This window comes from Ornithinibacillus proteolyticus (genome assembly GCF_039581225.1).
Lineage (GTDB): Bacteria > Bacillota > Bacilli > Bacillales > Amphibacillaceae > Ornithinibacillus > Ornithinibacillus massiliensis.
Genome location: NZ_JBCPXV010000019.1, coordinates 1 through 17,124, shown reverse-complemented (window position 1 = coordinate 17,124; position 17,124 = coordinate 1). Strand labels below are relative to the sequence as shown.

Sequence of the window (17,124 nt, the reverse complement as noted above, 5' to 3'; positions counted from 1 at the left end):
ATTATTTCTTTTAAAAATAAAAATCCCCTGAGATTACTAGACGCCAATGGCAACACGTCCATATACTCAGGGGTCCTTCAGTATGTAGGTGTAAGTAAGTCCAGTGTGATACGGATGTTCAGGTGAATTCCCTCCTGAGCATCCTACAGAGGAAGCTTACACCCCAACTGCCTCAAACCAAAAAGGATACCCCCAAGCCAAACGCTCGGAAGTATCCTTCATCAATCCACTATCCTATTCTTCTAACGCCTCTACCACTTTCTCCGCTGTACTTCTGCTAGACTGCGGATTTTGCCCAGTCACTAGTTTGCCATCTCGGATGGAGTGGTCAGTCCATTTTTCAGAAGCAACGAAATCGGCACCGTTCTCTCGTAATTTTGTTTCTAAAAGGAAAGGCATGTGAACATCAAGCTCCATTTCAACCTCTTCCTCATCAGTAAAGGCGGTAACCTTCTTGCCTTTCACGATTGGTGTACCATCTTTGTAGGTTGCATTGACCAATCCCGCAGGTCCGTGGCAAACAGCGGAGATGATTTTATCTTCTTCCGCAAACTCCTGCAATACATAAAGAAGTGTTTCGCTATTTGGAAAATCAAACATCGTACCATGTCCACCTGGTAGGAAAATAGCGTCATATCCGTGTGCATGGTCTTTCGTTAGTTTTTCGGTATTTTTTAGCTCGGCTTCAGCATCTTTCCACTCTGGCTTCTCTTCAATACTGTTTGGATCTAGCGCAACTTCACCACCACTTATGCTGGTCACTTGTACCTCGTAGCCTTTTTCTTTGAAAACGAGGTAAGGTACAGCGAATTCCTCTAGCCATAGACCTGTTTTGTGATCATCTGTAATTGTTGTATGATTTGTCACAACCATCAATACTTTTTTTGCCATGCTATATTCCTCCTTATAATTCAAAATTAATATATACCCTTTCGTTAAAACTATCCGTTTCCTTTATGATCTTGATGGAAAGGCTGGTGAGTATTGGGTAGGAACGGTGTTTTTCTTATTTAATGTAGCTGCCGCTTCTAGTGTCCAGTATGGATTACGTAGCATTCCTCTACCTACCGCGACAAGGTCTGCTTCCTCATTTCCAATCACTGCGTTGGCGAGTGCTGGTTCATCCAGTCTTCCAACCGCAATAACTGGGACATTTAGTTTTTCTTTTATTTCTCTAGCGAAAGGTACTTGGTAGGCAGCATGCGTGCCTGGTCTTCCGTGAGCAGCAATTTGTCCTTCTCCACCAGCACTAACATGGAACATATCAACGCCAGCTTCTTGATAGACCTTCGAGAATGCGACACTTTCCTTCAATCCGTAGCCGTTATCCACATACTCAACCGCAGAGACACGCAAAATTAGTGGCATCTCACTAGGCATGACACTTTTCGCTGCTTGGATAACTTCCTTACCAAACTTAGTTAGATCTTGTCCATATTCATCTGTACGTTTATTAGTAAATGGGGATTGGAACTGGTGGATTAAGTAACCATGTGCTCCATGAATTTCAATTGCATCGACACCAGCTTTTACCGCGCGTTCTGTTGCTAATCGGAATTTCTCAACCATTTCTTTAATTTCTTCTGTTGTCAGTTCCCTCGGAGTTTTGGAATTTTCATCAAATGGAATTGGTGATGGTGCAACAGGAACCGCTGCATCCTCTGCTTTACGTCCCGCATGGGCAATTTGAATAGCCACTTTGGCACCATGTTGATGACAAGCATCCACAATTCGTTTGATTGCTGGGATTTGTTCATCTGACCATAATCCGAGATCATAATCTGTAATACGGCCGTCTGGCTCCACATCCGTCATTTCAATAATGATTAGCCCCGCTCCACCAATAGCACGGCTAACATAGTGAACATAATGCCAATCATTCGCAATTCCATCCTTTTTCGTAACGGAATATTGACACATAGGTGGCATGACGACACGGTTTTTTAATTCTAAGTTCTTTATTTGATAGGGGGTAAATAAATCCTTCATGAAAAGAATCTCTCCTTCTATGTTTAGTTAAACTGACCTTGCGTTGAGCGTTTAAACATGGCCAATGGCTTTTTGCACCGCTTATCCGGGCAAGCTTTTCCTCTTTAGTATTGATAAGTTAACCAATAAAACACATATAACTTACACCTAGCCAATCGAATCGCAATAGCCTTCAGAACGTCCAAGGTTGTACAACTGTAGGAAAATGCTCGCACTAGCGTTTTCCCACATTCTTCATTATCCTATCCGGCGATAGGCTGAATCGAGCATTTCTTGTCATGTCACATTTCCCTCCATAACAAGTTTTGGATAATGAAATGCATTCCATTGTGTTGGAAATTATAATACTCGCTTTTAAAGAATACAAATTATCTGTTTGGAGAGGGAAGTGTGTATACGTACCATTTCCGGAAACATGCCTTCTCTATTTCGCTGATATTCTAAAGAAACGAACTTCAGGTGAACGTTATCTATTGAGCCGCTCCATACTTCCAATCAATTTTTTAGAAATTCTCAGAAAAGAAGTAACAGTTTACTATAGTTGACCTATTGAAATATTAGTTCTACCCTTGAAGTACGGATCCATTTTTCGACTATATACGCTTGCTAGACGCATAGTTGGTTATACAATGGTAAAGCTAACAGGTAATACGGTGGAAATGAACCCGATGAAAAATTGGTTTACCAATTGATTATATAGGAAGTTTTCATAGATGAGTAACGTTGCAATTATTACTGGTGCAGGTAGTGGATTAGGTCAATCAACAGCTGTCCGATTGGCACAGGAAGGAATTAGTATTGCGGTAGTAGATGTTAATGAACAAGGTGGAAATGAAACAGTAGAATTAGTGAAAAAACATAACGTAGATGCCATTTTCATTAAAGCGGATGTATCCAAAAAAGAAGACGTAAAACATTATGTCGATCAAACACTGGAACACTTCGGTAAAATTGATTATTTCTTTAACAATGCTGGAATATCAGGTAGCGGAAAATATTTCTTAGATACCTCTATTGAAGAAATTGATAATATCGTTGGCATTAACTTAATGGGTGCCTTTTACGGTGTACATTATGTAGCGAAGGCAATGTTAGAAAATGGCGGAGGCTCCATTGTGAACACCGCTTCTAGTGCAGGTGTTATTGGACAAGACTCTGTTGTTACCTATTCCGCTACAAAACACGGAATTGTTGGGCTAACGAAGAGTATGGTAGCAGAATATGCAAAAGATGGCTTGCGCGTTAATGCTATTGCTCCAGGACCTACTGAAACACCAATGGTAAAAGAGTTCTACGAAGCAAATCCGAAAATGAAGGAAAATGCAACAGGTGGAATTCCACAGAAACGTCTAGGAACGCCTGAAGAAGTGGCTGAGCTTGTTACTTTCTTACTTACTTCTAAAGCAGAATATATTAATGGTGAAGTAATCCGTATTGATGGCGGGTTTACGAATACGAAATAAGCCTCCATGATAAAAGGAAAAGGGCTGTGGCAGTGGGTTTTTATCCCCCTCTGCCACAGCCCTTTTCTATCTTATACCCCAATGCTTGAGAACGTGTGACTGCCCATCACACAAAGCGCTCCCACCTACTATTGTTTTTCTACAAACTTCTGGATATCCTCATCTAAATAAACCCAGCCTTTCCAACCAATATGAATCGTGTCACGCATAAAATACGGATCATATTCATGGTCGGAATAATCGGCGTAAGAAAAGCCGCTATCACGAATCTGTTTCTTTATTCGCTTGTAATAGTCTTGCCGTCCCTTTTCCGGGAAGCCTGTGTAGTCATAATACGCCCCATTTACAGGGATAATGACAAATAGCGGTTCAGCACCTGCTTCCTTCAGAATATCCAACATCAGTTGGAAATCATCGTACTCCAGTGATTCGGCATAGGAATGGGTTTTATTCTTTCCTTCCATTCCCTTGATATACTCCTTCTTACGCTTATACACGCTGTCTTCAATGTAAAATTGGGAATGCTGTGTCCGCTTCTCGCCATAAGCATCCGCTTGTTCCCGTAGCTCCTCCCATGTCTTGCCCTTCACTTCATCTGACTGATGTCGATTCGTTGGTTTATCCTTCATAATAGTGAAATATAGATCCTTTTTCTTCAGTATGGATATATATGCCTCTGCAGGCACGGACAAGATATTAAACATAATCTTATTGTCATTCAAATATGCATCATAAAGCTGATAAAGTATGGTGTCGTTCTTAACTGCCTCATACGTCATCAGGCGTTGCATCAGCTTTCGCTTCACCTCTTCGTCCACTTCCTCATTGTAAGGAAGCTGGTACGCCTGGAGTGAGGAATAGTTTGGTGCAAAATGCTGTTCGTCTGTACCATGCTTTACAAACCATTGTGGCGATACGATAATGACCATCTTCTTGTTCTTCAATTGATTGGCATGTGTTGCAAAGTTTAAATCATGAATAATCGAGGTCATTCCGCCTTTTCCTACCAAGTAGGGTGTAAAGGCAGCATCATTCGTTTCGAAATAATTCGATGGATGGAATGGATCCCAGCGTGACAATTCGGAGGAACCATAGATTGGAACATACTCTGAATTACGGAGCATTTCACTTTGCAAATAGGTTCCCTGGAACATATTCGGCTCCAAGCTGATAGCCGATTCCGCCAAACGGTCTGCTGGAACTAACTTAGCCAGCCATGATACAGGTACGAATACGACCCCGGCAAACAGGACCAATGCCAGAATGATCGGTCCAAACAAATACTTCTTCTTCATTATCTCAGCTCATTCAGACGATCAACGATAGCATTTGGTGTATTCCATGTCTCTCGGTCGAACTCTGTAATTGGTACATTAATAGCAAGCTGCTCCTCAAATTGAACAAGTAATTCCACGGTCGCGAATGAATCAATCAATCCTGCTTCAAATATATCCAAATCATGCTCTTCTTTCACCACATCATCTTCACAAACTTCTGCAATAACTTCTAATACTTTCTCTTTAAAATCCATATTTATATTCCCCTTTTATTGAAATGGTCTGCCGGAAAACAGATAGAAACCGAAACACACGACATGGAAAGTGATGACGATAGACACCACTGTCATGGCCCTTCCTGTTGGCCAGCGTTTATGTTTTTTGTTCCAGGACTCGAAGAAATTAAATCCGGCCATCATCAAGGCATGATATGCTCCATACATAATGTTTGAAATGAAGTCAATTTCTTGTGTGAAAGCCTCATCATAGTTTAGAATTACATCCTGCTTATCCAAGTCATAAATTTTTAAAAATATCTCATCTAATTCTTCCTTAATATTATTTAATCGAATTAGTTTAGAACCCATCTCCTTGAATGCATTTAAATAACTCAATTTTAAATTATCTTTATTAAATCGATATAGTAATGGACCATTAAAATCTGGGTTTATCTCAATGCTTTCAGTGATTTTCATTCTAATAGCTATACTTTCTTTAACCAACTCATTAATCTTATCAATATTATTTTGATCACTTAGCACTATAGGTAATCTATCTAAATCCCATTTTTGGTAATTAAAAGTTGGATTTAGGGTATTCATTAAGTAGTTTCCGATTGTACAATTCAGAAACCCTAATACATAATAAAAGTATTCTTCTGGTAAAAAGATACAAGACCCAGCTACATCAAAAATACTGTCTTCTGGTAATTTTCTCGCTTCAAAGTCTTTAGCACCCCAAAGCGTAAATGTAAGCGCATCTCTAAAGATAAATTGTTTTTCTCCAGTTGTAAAATAGCTAGAGAGGTAATTCGTCCGAGCTTTACTAGACTTTGATAATTCATTTTGCGTTTTTTGATCCCACTTAATCACTAGCGAAGTGAAATTATAATACTTGTTTTCAAAGTTAGCAAAGTTCTCCGACTTCGTATACCAAGCCCAATTTCCATTATTAAAATCAACTTCCCAAAACCTAAAGAGATATTTTTTATCTTCTCCTGTTTGGAATCCTATTTTTGACAAGCCTAAGTTTCCTAAGTTATCTTTCACTTTAAATAATTCTACAACTTTGTCCTTTAATTGGTATATAAATGGATAACCTTCAATATTATAAAAGGAATTTTGGTTTTTCTTAAAAAAGTTTCTCCCTAAAAATTCAGATGGATTTCTGGAAACTTCATATAATCTTTTCTTTTTCTCCTCTACATTTTTAAGATCGACTAAGCGGATAAAAGTAGAATCTCTATTTGCTTTTGTATTTTTTATACCTATAATTACAGAATTAACCTTTTCCCCTGATATATCGTCAAAAGTTCTTGTACCAAGTGATACGATTTTTTCTATGTAATGATTTTCAAGAATATATTGCCTCAACTTTACAAATGATTTAATATACATAAATGTATGTTGAGTTATCATATATAGCAGACCTTCAGGTGATAAAAAATCAAGACATCTCCTCATAAAAACTGAGTATAAATCCTCATCAAACCCTTTATAATTCTCATTAAAAAATTTAATCAAACTACTATTCATATTCTTTTTACCCATATAAGGTGGGTTAGTAACTACAACATCGTATTTAGTCATAAAGATATTTAGTAAGGAAAGGGACTTTTTAGCCTCATTTGCAAATAACTGATTGTTAATATCATTAGCTTTTGTAGCCTGAGTATAAATTTGCTCCAAATACTGAAATAATTCTTTTTCACTATTAGAAAGAACTGACATTTCTTGTTCTTCACTAAATTCATCAAGCCCCTCGAATAGCCCTAAATCTTCATTTGCTTTCTTTCCTTTTAATCCTTTTTGTTTCTTCAACTTATATTCTTCAATTAAAGGGAGCAACCTCTTTTCAGGCTGTATTAGACTACCCTTTAAACGTGTATCAGTAAACTCATCATAAATAATTTCAATCATTTGAAGAACTGTAGGATTATTTTCAAATTGTTTTCTCATTTTAGCCAAACGATCGCCATTTAATAGAACTGCATCGGCACATACAAGATTTACTGTAATGTGATTTTCTTTTATTTCATTTATTCCCGCTTCTTTTAATGATACCCTTACTTTTATATACAATATTAGTGCTGTGAGCTGAATTGCTCTAGCATCAATATCTATCCCATGAAGATTATTACTTAATATTAAAAACGGAATTTTTTCTTTTGGATAACCTTCTTCAACATAGTATTTATAGAATAAATCATATGCCTTGATAAGAAAGTGACCACTACCACATGCGGGGTCTAATAGTTTAATTTCCTCAAGCTTTTTATGCTCTCTTTCACCATTTATTATTTCTTTACGTAATTTCCCTAATGAGTTGTTTATAATCCAGTCAACAATCCAATCAGGAGTAAATAATTGGGTCGCTGCCGGTAAATCAATACTTTTAATCTTCTCTTTTTTATTATATAGACGGTCAAAAACATCATCTTTTTCTTCTTCATTGAAATATTGATAAATCCAACCAATTATCTCATCTTGTTTCCATGACTCTTCATCAATTTCAGTAGTTAATTGATGAATGATTTCCAATAATGCTTGGTTACTTGGCCCAATTATTGAATATTCATCTTCCGTATTAAATAAAAGTCCTATATCGGACGAAATTTCATTGAATATCAAAGAAATAAAATAAGACAACCCCTCGTCTGATTGAGACTTGCAAAATTCACGTGCAACCTCAAAAAAGTTCCGATGTCCATATGAACGATTACTGTATTCTTCCCTTTGAATAAGTACTTCTTCCATTAGCCCTCTAACCTCCATAACACGGAGAGCGGCTATACGATTTAAATATGTATAAGTAACCTCACGAATATAGGAGATAAGGGCCTCCCTTTCAGAAAGCCCACCCTTCATCTCCTTAGAAATAGCATCACGAAGGTCCTTATAGATTTGCTCCTCTTCATCTGAAAGTGATAATTTATCTTTTTCAATCCAAGGTTCGTCTAGTAGAATACCATAAGTAACAAGGCGATTTTCTATATCACTTTCTAAAATACCCCTACATTTTAATATGGTACGATTGATTGCCTTTTTTTGTTCTGGTTTCATTTTACCAACCCTTTCCTATCTCAATTAAGATAAGAAGAAATAGTCAACACGCTTCAATTCTTCCTTCAGTTTCTCTTCTAATGATTTTAAATAGTCCTGAATTTCTTCTTCCGAAGAGATTTTCCTCATTTTCATAATGTCTCTAATTTCAACCTGTTTAAAAGTAGGTTTCTTTACTACACGATTATTATCATCATCATCTGATGTTAAATTAGTAGGCTGTCGTAATTTTTCAAGATACTCACCATAGATTCCAATAGAATTCTGTTTATAGCTTGGTAATGCGTGTTCTAATTGTTCTAAGTAATCATAATTACGACGGTTCTGTCGAACTTCCTTCTCATAATGCTTACTTAATGGATTTAGAATTTCTCTCTGTTGAAACACATCAAATGAATCAAATTTGGGAAATTGCTCAATTTCATTCATTATATTTTCAATTTTATTCATAACTCTAGAATGAAGCTCTTTATAATGCTTTTCATAATAACTTTTGATATTTAGAAAATCACCTTGAATGTTTACCCAATTATCAATGAATCCATTTGATGATAACTCACTAAGTATAGATTGGACTTTTTTTTCTTGCTCCTCACCCTTTGGAAAATGTTGAGACAACCATACATCTGAAATAAACTTTACCATTTCTTGTACTGAATCCATTTGACCATTTTCAACAAAGTGGTCAAATTTTTTCATGAAATTCATTTCATCTTTTAATTGTTGATACATATCTACAAAAGAAATAATGACTTCACTAGAATGATTTTTATTAACAATTTCCTTATAGGCTGTTTCTAATTTCTGTAGTTGATCAATAATCGATAACCGATTTTCCTTCGCTGTAACAATTAAACCTCTAATTTTTATTAAAATATTGTTCGAGACTTTAATACATTTATCATAGTATTCCGGAATTGTATCAGCCGAAACGTTTTCCTCAAATTCTGATTCTAATATTTTTTTGCATTGCTGACGTATTGCCGGATCAACATTCTTAACTTCTATGAACTGGCATGACTTAAAATGTGGTTCTTTCTCAAATATTTCTTTTACACCAGATTCAGTATAACTTCTGATTGATTTACCCTTTAGTTCTAGTTCAATAAAACCTCCACGAAGCAGTGCTGCAGCAAAAAATCTAATGGCCATACTATCCCAACCATATTGATTTCCTTGAAAGTAATCCAAAATATCGCTTCCAGTGCAAACCCCAAATCGCTTATAGCGAGACTTAATTTCTGTTAAAACTTCATTTAATACCTTTGAACTTGAATTTATTTGATGCTCATTATCCAAAATATTTAATTGCTTAAATACTTCAGATGCCGAGTGTATATTTTGTTTAAATACTTCATCTATATGTGAAACATTAATTTTTACTGCTGCATCGTCAAAACGCGTATAAACTGTTGGAATTACAATACTTATTAATGAATCAAATATTGTTTTAACTTCTTCTCCGTTTGGTAAATCATATTCTTTTCCTCTGAATAAATACGATCCCGCTAAAAAGGATACCTTTGTTTTCCTTTTAATTTCTAAAGCCAAATTTTGATTTTTTTGCTCTTCCTTTCGTAAAAAGAACATTCTTTCTTCATCTGCTTTTTCCCTTTGTTTACCTATTGTAGATTGACGTGCTAGATATTCCTTAATCATATCTTCAATCTCTTCATTAGGATGAGATAACCAATAAATGCGTTTTTCTTCTCTAATTGATTCCCGTTTCTTTTTATCACGTAGAGTCTCATCATTAAATAAGATTACCGGACTTAGGGCTTCAAATGAAATTTCCGTACCATTGGCATACTTTTCATCATCTGCAATCAGATTAATAGGAAAAGGACGTATTTGTTTATATAAAACTCTATTTTGGTTAAATATATCTTTTACTGTATCCCTTACATATTTCATAATATCTCTTGTTCGAATTTCTTCCTGCTCCGCAAGTACTTCATGACGGAAATTCTGCTCTTCCGGTGATAGAAAACTATATACTTCACCCTCTCTCTCCACAAAACCAGCCTTGCTGAGTTTTTGAAGAGAAGATTCAACCATTTTTTTAAGTTCATGAAAATTAAGTTCTATACTACTGAAAAGCATTTTCGTTAAATTATCTAATGTTTTCGGTAAATAGTTAATTGAATCAAGGAGATATAATACTTTCAACACCTTTTTTGTAAAATCAGGGTTTTCCGGATCAGCTTTATCGACTTCGTTTATAGCATCAATAACAGTTGAAGGAACAAAATCAGAAGCTCTTGCTTCAGCATAGACCTGATCTAACGTTACGAAACTACCGATTTCCCTTGCATCAAAGTGATTCTCCGGGTTTATTATTATTCCTTGAGTTGTTTTAATCATGCTACGATTGGTTCCGCCATGTTTTTTATTTGATTCTGTACGTTGTAGAAACTTTACAAAAATATCTTTTATTATTCCTAACTGATAAGGGAAAAACGGATACGCCTTCACAAAGTATTCTTTTGTTAACTCTGGTAACTTCCGATCAGCATCAGGAAATTGTAACACAGAAACAAGCTTTCCCGAATACTCCTCATATTCTTTTTCTAAAATTGAACTTGATTCTGAAGTTTTCTTTAATACACGTTCATAAAGAACTGTATCTAAGTTCTCAGGTGTTAAGTGTATCTTCACTCCAAAGCGGTCAGCAATTTTCCCTAATTCCGTATTAAACTTAATTGCATCTTCAACAACGGCTTTTAACTCTTCTTGTGCAGTAACACCAAGCCATATCTTTCCTTGCCCGGTTACCTCAACCTGATGCGCTATCCCTTGAAGCTCACTAATTTTTTGATCATCTCTTGCCATAAACTGTCCCATTTCATCGATTAACAGAAATAACCTAATCTCCTTTCCTGAATCATCGGTTTCCTTTTCAATATAGGATTTGAATATTTCAATTAATCTTTTTGGAGACATAGAAAAGTCATCTTTAATATCATTAATAATGTCCATCGCAATTGTCTCAGAAGGATAGTCATCCGGTCTAATCTTGCAAAGTGTCTTTGCAATTTTAGTTTTTTGGCGAGAAGGCTTTTTACGTGCATCCTCCCAAGTCTTACCGCTTATCTTTTCGAATTCTTTTTTAAAATCCTCATATAACCCGGACTCATATAAATCAAACTCTAATTCACCAACCCAAAGAATATGACTATAGAAACCTAAATAAGAAAGAAACTGTTTGTAAATAGTAATAGAAATACTTTGCTGTTGATTATTACTGTCATAAGCAGTTTCCTCCAAGATATCGAACATTAGAATTTCTGTTTCATAGTTGGTACGGATTTCTTCAACAAGTGTTTGAAGATCTTTTGATTCATCTCTTGTTAAGAATACTTCCGAACTAGTTGAATCTCCAAATTCATAATTTCCAAGAACATGTCCTAACAGCTTAGTGAAATGGGATTTACCAGACCCAAACCAGCCTGAAATCCAATAACAATAATCATTACCATTCAAATAATTAGTAAAAGCCTTTTTAAAGTGATCTCGTATTTGATCTGTTATAACATACTCATTTAGCTCCTGACGAATATGGGCTAAATTTTCATCTTGAACTTTGACTACTGGATTAATATCACGATTAATATTTTCCCGAAATATTTCATGTATCTTAGTCAATCGTCTCACCCCTTTATAAATAAAATGCTCTAGATCCACTAATATCAACATCATCGAGCATTATAAACTTCCTTGAATTAACTGTACCGGGAACAAAAAAACATAGCGGTATCGATATCTTATTTTCTAGTTTAGAAAGTAATTGAATGAGTCTAAAGTGTGGTGCTGTACAACCGACACGAGTGAATATTATTCGTCCTTTTTCACCCAATTTTTCAGCTCTTTCTAAAATCCATTCATATAGGATGTTAAGCATCGTATTCTGCAATTCCTTCATAAATTCAGGATAATCTTCTTTTTCAAATTCATAAAGCTCTGTTAAATCACCGTTCTCATCTTCTAATAAGAGTTTATAAAGTAATTTTTCCAGATTAACAACTTCGACTGTATATCCTTGCGTTTTACCTTCCTGCTCTATTTCTTCAAGTTTAGGCTTTATATATAATTGTTCACTGGGACTAATCGCAACAAGCATAAAAGGTACACCTGATTGGCGGCTCCATGCTATTTGATCATTAAGAAGCATATTTTTGACTTGATTAATTTTCTCCGACAACATATTGGACAACAAACTCCTTTAAAGATGGAAACTTATAATGTATTTCAGTCTCTTTATTTTCTTCTAAGTAAATGACTCCACTTAGCTCTAGTTCCTTTAACATCATCTTTCTTTGTTGTTTATCTTGTAAAAATAATTTGAAATCATTGTGGTTATAATAGTCGTCAAGTGTCAAAATAGAATCTTGATTAAAATAAAGTACATAACCAAAGATTCTATTTGAAAAATATACATTTTCATTAAATACTGGATTACGTCTATTTGATAGGAATCCTGTTTCAAGTAAAACGGTTATCAAAGCACTTTTTAAATCCTTGTAGGTTCTTTCAGACCAATTTTTCATTTCTTCATGCTCTATAGAAGAAGTTATTAAAAATTCTCCCGCATCATCACTTGAGACTCCTAAAAAGCCCTTGATGTACTTTTGGAAAACTACTTCAACAACAAAGTCATACAATACGTTATCGGATAAACACATGTGATAATAAAGAAGATAAAAGGCTTCTTCTTTACTCATATTTTGTATCGCCAATAAGAGTGGAGCTTCAGATACAGGTTTATCTTGAAGGTCCTGTAAATACCTCTTTTTAATTGAACCGTATACATTCTCAATCCGGCGTTTTGATGCTTTAAGCAACAAATTATTCTCAAATAATTCATCTTCCAATGCCTCAATGCTATTCAATTCGGACAATCTAATAAGAATTCTAAGTGAATCCTCAAGAACTGCTCCAGTTGTTTTTAAATCTGCAGTATATTTCTTAATCATTAATTTACAGCAACCCTTTTAAAATACGGTATTGTGACTTGGCCTTTCTTAGCATAATCATAGACAGAAATTAATTGATGGATAACCTCTTCTAATTCTTCGTTATGTATATAAAAATGCCTTCTTTTCGAGCCTAATTCATATGACTCCCCTGATACATTATCAAATGTATCCAAACGTGGTTCATTAAAAAAGTCCCTAGCCCAGTGTGGTTCGAATGAATAATTTTCTATTGTTTCTATTTCATGAAGGATATCCTTCCATTCTTTTCTTGACGCGAGCATTTTCACAGCTGGTTCATATACTTTTTTTTCAAAGTCATATCCAAAGTGAAATAGGGTTATTACCTTATTAACACTTATACTATGAAGTTCTTTCTGCCGAACACTTTTTTGAGCCATATCTAGTCTTTGTTGGTAAAAAGTGCGTGGTAAAAAAGGCATAAGATTCATTCTACCTACTGTACCTAAGATACGGGATTCCCACCAAAAGTTATTGTCTTCTTCACCAAGTCGCGCTATCATTAGTCGATAATAAATAACTTTTGCTAAATTTCTTTTTGAAACACGTCGATCCTGTATATCGCTATCTTCAATGTTATTTAATATTAGATCGTAAATTTTTTTCATCATTGAGCCACCTCTGAAATATGTTTAAATATGTAGATATACTCTATTCTATTATGTCACAAAATGGTGGTTAAACAAAGGCAAATAGCTTGACATCCATCTTTTCTAGTGTATTTCGGTAAAATTTGAACCACACAGATTTAGTGGGATAAATAAATTAATAGTAATTCAGTCTTTGGTTGCCATTTTGTTCTGTTGCATCGTTTTAAAGTCAAAAATCCGTAGCAATTATTTAATTTTGACTAAATGATTACTACGGATTGATTGGTTATTAGTTATTAGAGTTATTTTATTTTTACACTTTTACCCATTTCATTGTAAGGCCATTTCTTATTATTTAGATATATCCAAGTTAATCATGAATAAAGGGCTATGAATTAACCCATATTTCCCTTCAAAAGTATTAACACAATTATCTAATGTAATAATATTAACCATTTGTTGTTGACAAAGATCCTGTAAAGGTATTGCTTGTTCGTAGTATCTGAATAAACGAGTAGCTGTCATAGAAATGATTACCTCAATTTGCTCTTCTTTAGCATCTTTTATCGCTCTCTGGAGTCCCACATTTAATCCCGGTCCCAAACTATTTTCATCTTTATAAATCTTACACAACTGCCAATTTTGATTATCGATATATTCCTCTATCGCTTTCACCTGTATTGATAAACTATACTTACTATGCTCTTTGTATGATATTCTTACATATGCTGCACATTTCATAATATAAATCGCTCCCTTTAAATTAACTAATTTTAGAACAGTTACTTTTATCTAGTATATCTATAGATGCACTCTATAAGATTGAACTTACATTCTCTTCTCGCTCTCTTTACTTTTCAATCTGAAAAATATCATGAAATTCCAGATCTAATTGCTGAGAAATTTTCTTTGCCACCGCTGGACTAGGGTTTTTCTTATGATTAACAATTTGGTTAAAGTAATTTTCGCTTAATCCAGTATGTCTCGAAAACTCACGTTGGGAAAACCCTTTTTCAATTAACATTGCTCGTAGTTTATCGGAATCTTTAACAACGATTTTCATTTTTAAATTTTTCCCTCCTTTTGTTAAGTGCGTGTTCTTCAATATAAATAAAAAAGAGAAAACCACCTTTAAAAGACTGCAGCACACACAATGCTGTCACTCTATAGAAATGGGGTTTTCCCTTATTAAGCCCATATTCAATTCCATTTTTTGACCGTTACAACTATATTCTAACAATCTTTTTCTATATTTTAAGAGATCAAACACATAAATCCACTTCATTTAGAAAACATCTTGGCTATTTCTTCATTTTCCTGATTAGCAAGTATTTCTCTTACACTCTCTTCAGGCATAACAATACGGCTTTTTATCCTCCCAGCAGGATACTTCTTTTGGAGTAACCGTATTGGCATATTCGAAGTAATAATAGTTGGTCTTTTATAACTCATTCGCTCATCTAAGATTTGTGTTAATACTTCCTCTGACCAATCTGTTGTTTTCTCAACACCTAAATCATCCATTATTAACACTGGAACTTGCATAAATGATTCTATTAAATTATAAAAGTTTCTATTAGGGTCTTTATTAGAAAATGAATGCTTCATCTCATTTAGCATATTTACTACGGAAATATAAATTGGCTTAATCTTGTACTCGATGATAAGTTCATTGACGATGGCAATTGATAAAAGTGTTTTTCCAGACCCTTTTTTATTACTGTAAAAGTATAGCCCTTTACCCATATTGTTCAACATAGCGTGTTGCAATTCTCTTAGCATATTGCGCTACTTCCACACTTTCCTTTACCTGATAGATTTTCGTATGAAAATCATGAATTCTTTTACTTAAATAGTCATCTGGAATTCTAGCAGTCTTAATTCTTCGCAACAGTTCTTTATGTTCTCTGCATTTACATATCACCATGACCTCAGAACCGTCTTCTCTTATTACATGAATTAGTCCAGATCCATCACATTCTCTGTACATACAATCATCTGTTGCCTTTGTTAATTTCCCCGGCATCTTGTATAATAACTCAACCGTATCGTTGGAAGTATTCGTCTTGGACAATATATCCTGTAGCTTGTTCATCTTCTAGTACCTCCTGTTCAAATTTATAAGCTTGATCAAATATATAATTAGCAACATACCGAAAGGACCGGATATTATCTAACTTGTGTTTTGGTTTAAAGTTATTGAAACACTCTTTTATCCAACCAATAACTCGATGAGTCTCCCAATTCTCTCCAACAACATCCTTAATCGCCTTTTCGTCATTAGACGATAACTGCTTGTTTTTACTAAGATCTAAGTAGGTCTTACTAATTAATTCAAATTGATTTGAATCATAAACATTATTGTCATCTTCAATCCATTCACTTGATGAAGAAGTCTCTGAATTAATTTTTGGAGTAATTTCTGAAGTAATCTCTGGTATTGCAGCGCAACCATTGAGCTTCGAATCACTATTTTCGACATTCGGAGAAACAGTTTGTTTACTTGAAGCATCAGTTTCTTCAATTTGTAATAACTGTTTGTAATAATCTATTGGATATCCTAAATTACTTAAATCTAAGATTACTTTCACTAAGTTCACACGATATTGTAATGTCTTATCCCACTTATACCGAGGGTTATTTCGTCTTTTAACATAATTTTTTTCTACTATTTTACCCAAATACTTTCTAATCGTATTAGGCGACACACCGAGCATTACTTCCTCAGCCAACTCATCTGCTTTTTTATAAATCCAACCATGTTTAAAAGAATCTGCTGAATCATTTTCTAAGCGCTCTCTTTCTTCAAGTTTATATCTACCAGCATCTTTCATACGATTTATCCAGTAAATTAATTGACCTAATATTACGGCCTCTTCCATACTGCCTGTTAGTACGACCAAATCCTCTCTGATGACAGCCATTTTTATTTTCGGCAATTGAATCATTCTCCCTTCACTTAATATGTTTTCCATTCATTAACTTTGGTTTCCTGAATATCATCTCCCCGTCCACGCCTGCTTTTAGGATTTTCAAAAAAAAGAGAAAAACCCAAGACAGACGTAGCAAAATATATACACAAAATATGTGCATATTTCACTACTTCCTCTTGGGTTTTTCCCTTGTTGTTGAGAAAGTCGATCAAATTATTATTTGATTATCATCATACAACCTATGATTTCATTTTGCAAGTGTTTTTTCTTTTCTTTTGTAAATGACCACTCACTATTGAATTTATTTGTATTATTTTATAGGCCTAGAAATATCAAAATTTGACAGTACACTATTTAAAGAACACATTTCATTAACTTTTTATCACTCAAATAATAAGGTTATAGAAAAAATTTTAGCAGAATCTAAGTTGATTATTCAGGAGAAGTATATTACTTACTGAAACAGTCTGGTAAACCCGTAATCAAACAACGCATACAAAAATGAAGCACCTCTTGCTAAGATAGAAATATCAATTGAAGGAGGTGCTTTTCTATGCCACATGAAGAACTAATCATCGTGCCCGTAACACTCCATCC

The 17,124-nt window shown here is 34.6% G+C and carries 14 protein-coding genes and 2 pseudogenes; 1 reads left to right on the top strand and 15 read right to left on the bottom strand.

Features of this window, described 5'->3' with window-relative positions; genetic code table 11:
• Positions 1–234 precede the first annotated feature (234 nt).
• Both AAIB49_RS10370 and AAIB49_RS10365 read right to left on the bottom strand, forming a co-directional pair.
• Positions 235–891: a type 1 glutamine amidotransferase domain-containing protein gene (locus AAIB49_RS10370; RefSeq protein ID WP_343458040.1), complete on the bottom strand. Its 657-nt coding sequence runs from the start codon at positions 889–891 to the stop codon at positions 235–237.
• Between the two features lie 63 nt (positions 892–954).
• Positions 955–1,989: an NADH:flavin oxidoreductase/NADH oxidase gene (locus AAIB49_RS10365; RefSeq protein WP_339212378.1), complete on the bottom strand. Its 1,035-nt coding sequence runs from the start codon at positions 1,987–1,989 to the stop codon at positions 955–957.
• 713 nt (positions 1,990–2,702) lie between these two features.
• On the opposite strand from AAIB49_RS10365, the gene AAIB49_RS10360 reads away from it, so the two are divergent.
• Complete coding sequence (locus AAIB49_RS10360; protein ID WP_343458039.1) at positions 2,703–3,452, top strand: SDR family NAD(P)-dependent oxidoreductase; 750 nt, start codon at positions 2,703–2,705, stop codon at positions 3,450–3,452.
• 128 nt (positions 3,453–3,580) lie between these two features.
• On the opposite strand, the gene dltD is transcribed toward AAIB49_RS10360, so the two are convergent.
• The 13 genes and pseudogenes from dltD to AAIB49_RS10295 all read right to left on the bottom strand — a co-directional run bounded on the left by dltD (position 3,581) and on the right by AAIB49_RS10295 (position 16,533).
• Positions 3,581–4,747: a D-alanyl-lipoteichoic acid biosynthesis protein DltD gene (dltD, locus tag AAIB49_RS10355; protein ID WP_343458038.1), complete on the bottom strand. Its 1,167-nt coding sequence runs from the start codon at positions 4,745–4,747 to the stop codon at positions 3,581–3,583.
• Positions 4,747–4,983 carry a D-alanine--poly(phosphoribitol) ligase subunit DltC gene (dltC, locus tag AAIB49_RS10350; protein WP_186867950.1) on the bottom strand — a complete coding sequence of 79 codons (237 nt, stop codon included), beginning with the start codon at positions 4,981–4,983 and terminating at the stop codon, positions 4,747–4,749. Before dltC ends, dltD begins: the two co-directional genes overlap by 1 nt.
• 15 nt (positions 4,984–4,998) lie before the next feature.
• Positions 4,999–5,175, bottom strand: a pseudogene (locus AAIB49_RS10345) (D-alanyl-lipoteichoic acid biosynthesis protein DltB); the annotation flags it as partial.
• 969 nt (positions 5,176–6,144) lie between these two features.
• Positions 6,145–7,704 (bottom strand): annotated as a pseudogene (locus AAIB49_RS10340) (Eco57I restriction-modification methylase domain-containing protein); the annotation flags it as partial.
• A 330-nt stretch (positions 7,705–8,034) separates the two neighbouring features.
• Positions 8,035–11,655, bottom strand: coding sequence for a BREX system P-loop protein BrxC (gene brxC, locus AAIB49_RS10335; RefSeq protein ID WP_343458037.1), 3,621 nt, complete (start codon positions 11,653–11,655; stop codon positions 8,035–8,037).
• A gap of 13 nt (positions 11,656–11,668) precedes the next feature.
• Complete coding sequence (locus tag AAIB49_RS10330) at positions 11,669–12,214, bottom strand: BREX protein BrxB domain-containing protein (protein WP_343458036.1); 546 nt, start codon at positions 12,212–12,214, stop codon at positions 11,669–11,671.
• A complete protein-coding gene (locus tag AAIB49_RS10325) occupies positions 12,195–12,983 on the bottom strand; it encodes a BrxA family protein (RefSeq protein ID WP_343458035.1) in 789 nt (262 codons plus the stop codon). Before AAIB49_RS10325 ends, AAIB49_RS10330 begins: the two co-directional genes overlap by 20 nt.
• Complete coding sequence (gene brxE, locus AAIB49_RS10320) at positions 12,983–13,612, bottom strand: BREX-6 system BrxE protein (protein WP_343458034.1); 630 nt, start codon at positions 13,610–13,612, stop codon at positions 12,983–12,985. Before brxE ends, AAIB49_RS10325 begins: the two co-directional genes overlap by 1 nt.
• A gap of 333 nt (positions 13,613–13,945) precedes the next feature.
• The gene (locus AAIB49_RS10315; RefSeq protein ID WP_343458033.1) at positions 13,946–14,335 is read right to left on the bottom strand and encodes a recombinase family protein; all 390 of its coding nucleotides are present in this window, start codon (positions 14,333–14,335) and stop codon (positions 13,946–13,948) included.
• A 109-nt stretch (positions 14,336–14,444) separates the two neighbouring features.
• Positions 14,445–14,657, bottom strand: coding sequence for a helix-turn-helix domain-containing protein (locus tag AAIB49_RS10310; RefSeq protein ID WP_343458032.1), 213 nt, complete (start codon positions 14,655–14,657; stop codon positions 14,445–14,447).
• A 218-nt stretch (positions 14,658–14,875) separates the two neighbouring features.
• Positions 14,876–15,376: an ATP-binding protein gene (locus AAIB49_RS10305; RefSeq protein ID WP_343458031.1), complete on the bottom strand. Its 501-nt coding sequence runs from the start codon at positions 15,374–15,376 to the stop codon at positions 14,876–14,878.
• Positions 15,333–15,689 carry a hypothetical protein gene (locus tag AAIB49_RS10300; RefSeq protein ID WP_343458030.1) on the bottom strand — a complete coding sequence of 119 codons (357 nt, stop codon included), beginning with the start codon at positions 15,687–15,689 and terminating at the stop codon, positions 15,333–15,335. The genes AAIB49_RS10305 and AAIB49_RS10300 overlap by 44 nt, the downstream gene beginning before the upstream one ends.
• Positions 15,634–16,533 carry a hypothetical protein gene (locus AAIB49_RS10295; protein ID WP_343458029.1) on the bottom strand — a complete coding sequence of 300 codons (900 nt, stop codon included), beginning with the start codon at positions 16,531–16,533 and terminating at the stop codon, positions 15,634–15,636. The genes AAIB49_RS10300 and AAIB49_RS10295 overlap by 56 nt, the downstream gene beginning before the upstream one ends.
• Between the last annotated feature and the right edge of the window lie 591 nt (positions 16,534–17,124).

What these genes read in the sequence shown, in the direction of transcription:
- AAIB49_RS10370 (WP_343458040.1), bottom strand. Translation starts at nt 891, where the DNA reads ATGGCAAAAAAAGTATTGATGGTTGTGACAAATCATACAACAATTACA.
- AAIB49_RS10365 (WP_339212378.1), bottom strand. Translation starts at nt 1,989, where the DNA reads ATGAAGGATTTATTTACCCCCTATCAAATAAAGAACTTAGAATTAAAA.
- AAIB49_RS10360 (WP_343458039.1), top strand. Translation starts at nt 2,703, where the DNA reads ATGAGTAACGTTGCAATTATTACTGGTGCAGGTAGTGGATTAGGTCAA.
- dltD (WP_343458038.1), bottom strand. Translation starts at nt 4,747, where the DNA reads ATGAAGAAGAAGTATTTGTTTGGACCGATCATTCTGGCATTGGTCCTG.
- dltC (WP_186867950.1), bottom strand. Translation starts at nt 4,983, where the DNA reads ATGGATTTTAAAGAGAAAGTATTAGAAGTTATTGCAGAAGTTTGTGAA.
- AAIB49_RS10330 (WP_343458036.1), bottom strand. Translation starts at nt 12,214, where the DNA reads ATGTTGTCGGAGAAAATTAATCAAGTCAAAAATATGCTTCTTAATGAT.
- AAIB49_RS10325 (WP_343458035.1), bottom strand. Translation starts at nt 12,983, where the DNA reads ATGATTAAGAAATATACTGCAGATTTAAAAACAACTGGAGCAGTTCTT.
- brxE (WP_343458034.1), bottom strand. Translation starts at nt 13,612, where the DNA reads ATGAAAAAAATTTACGATCTAATATTAAATAACATTGAAGATAGCGAT.
- AAIB49_RS10315 (WP_343458033.1), bottom strand. Translation starts at nt 14,335, where the DNA reads ATGAAATGTGCAGCATATGTAAGAATATCATACAAAGAGCATAGTAAG.
- AAIB49_RS10310 (WP_343458032.1), bottom strand. Translation starts at nt 14,657, where the DNA reads ATGAAAATCGTTGTTAAAGATTCCGATAAACTACGAGCAATGTTAATT.
- AAIB49_RS10305 (WP_343458031.1), bottom strand. Translation starts at nt 15,376, where the DNA reads ATGCTAAGAGAATTGCAACACGCTATGTTGAACAATATGGGTAAAGGG.
- AAIB49_RS10300 (WP_343458030.1), bottom strand. Translation starts at nt 15,689, where the DNA reads ATGAACAAGCTACAGGATATATTGTCCAAGACGAATACTTCCAACGAT.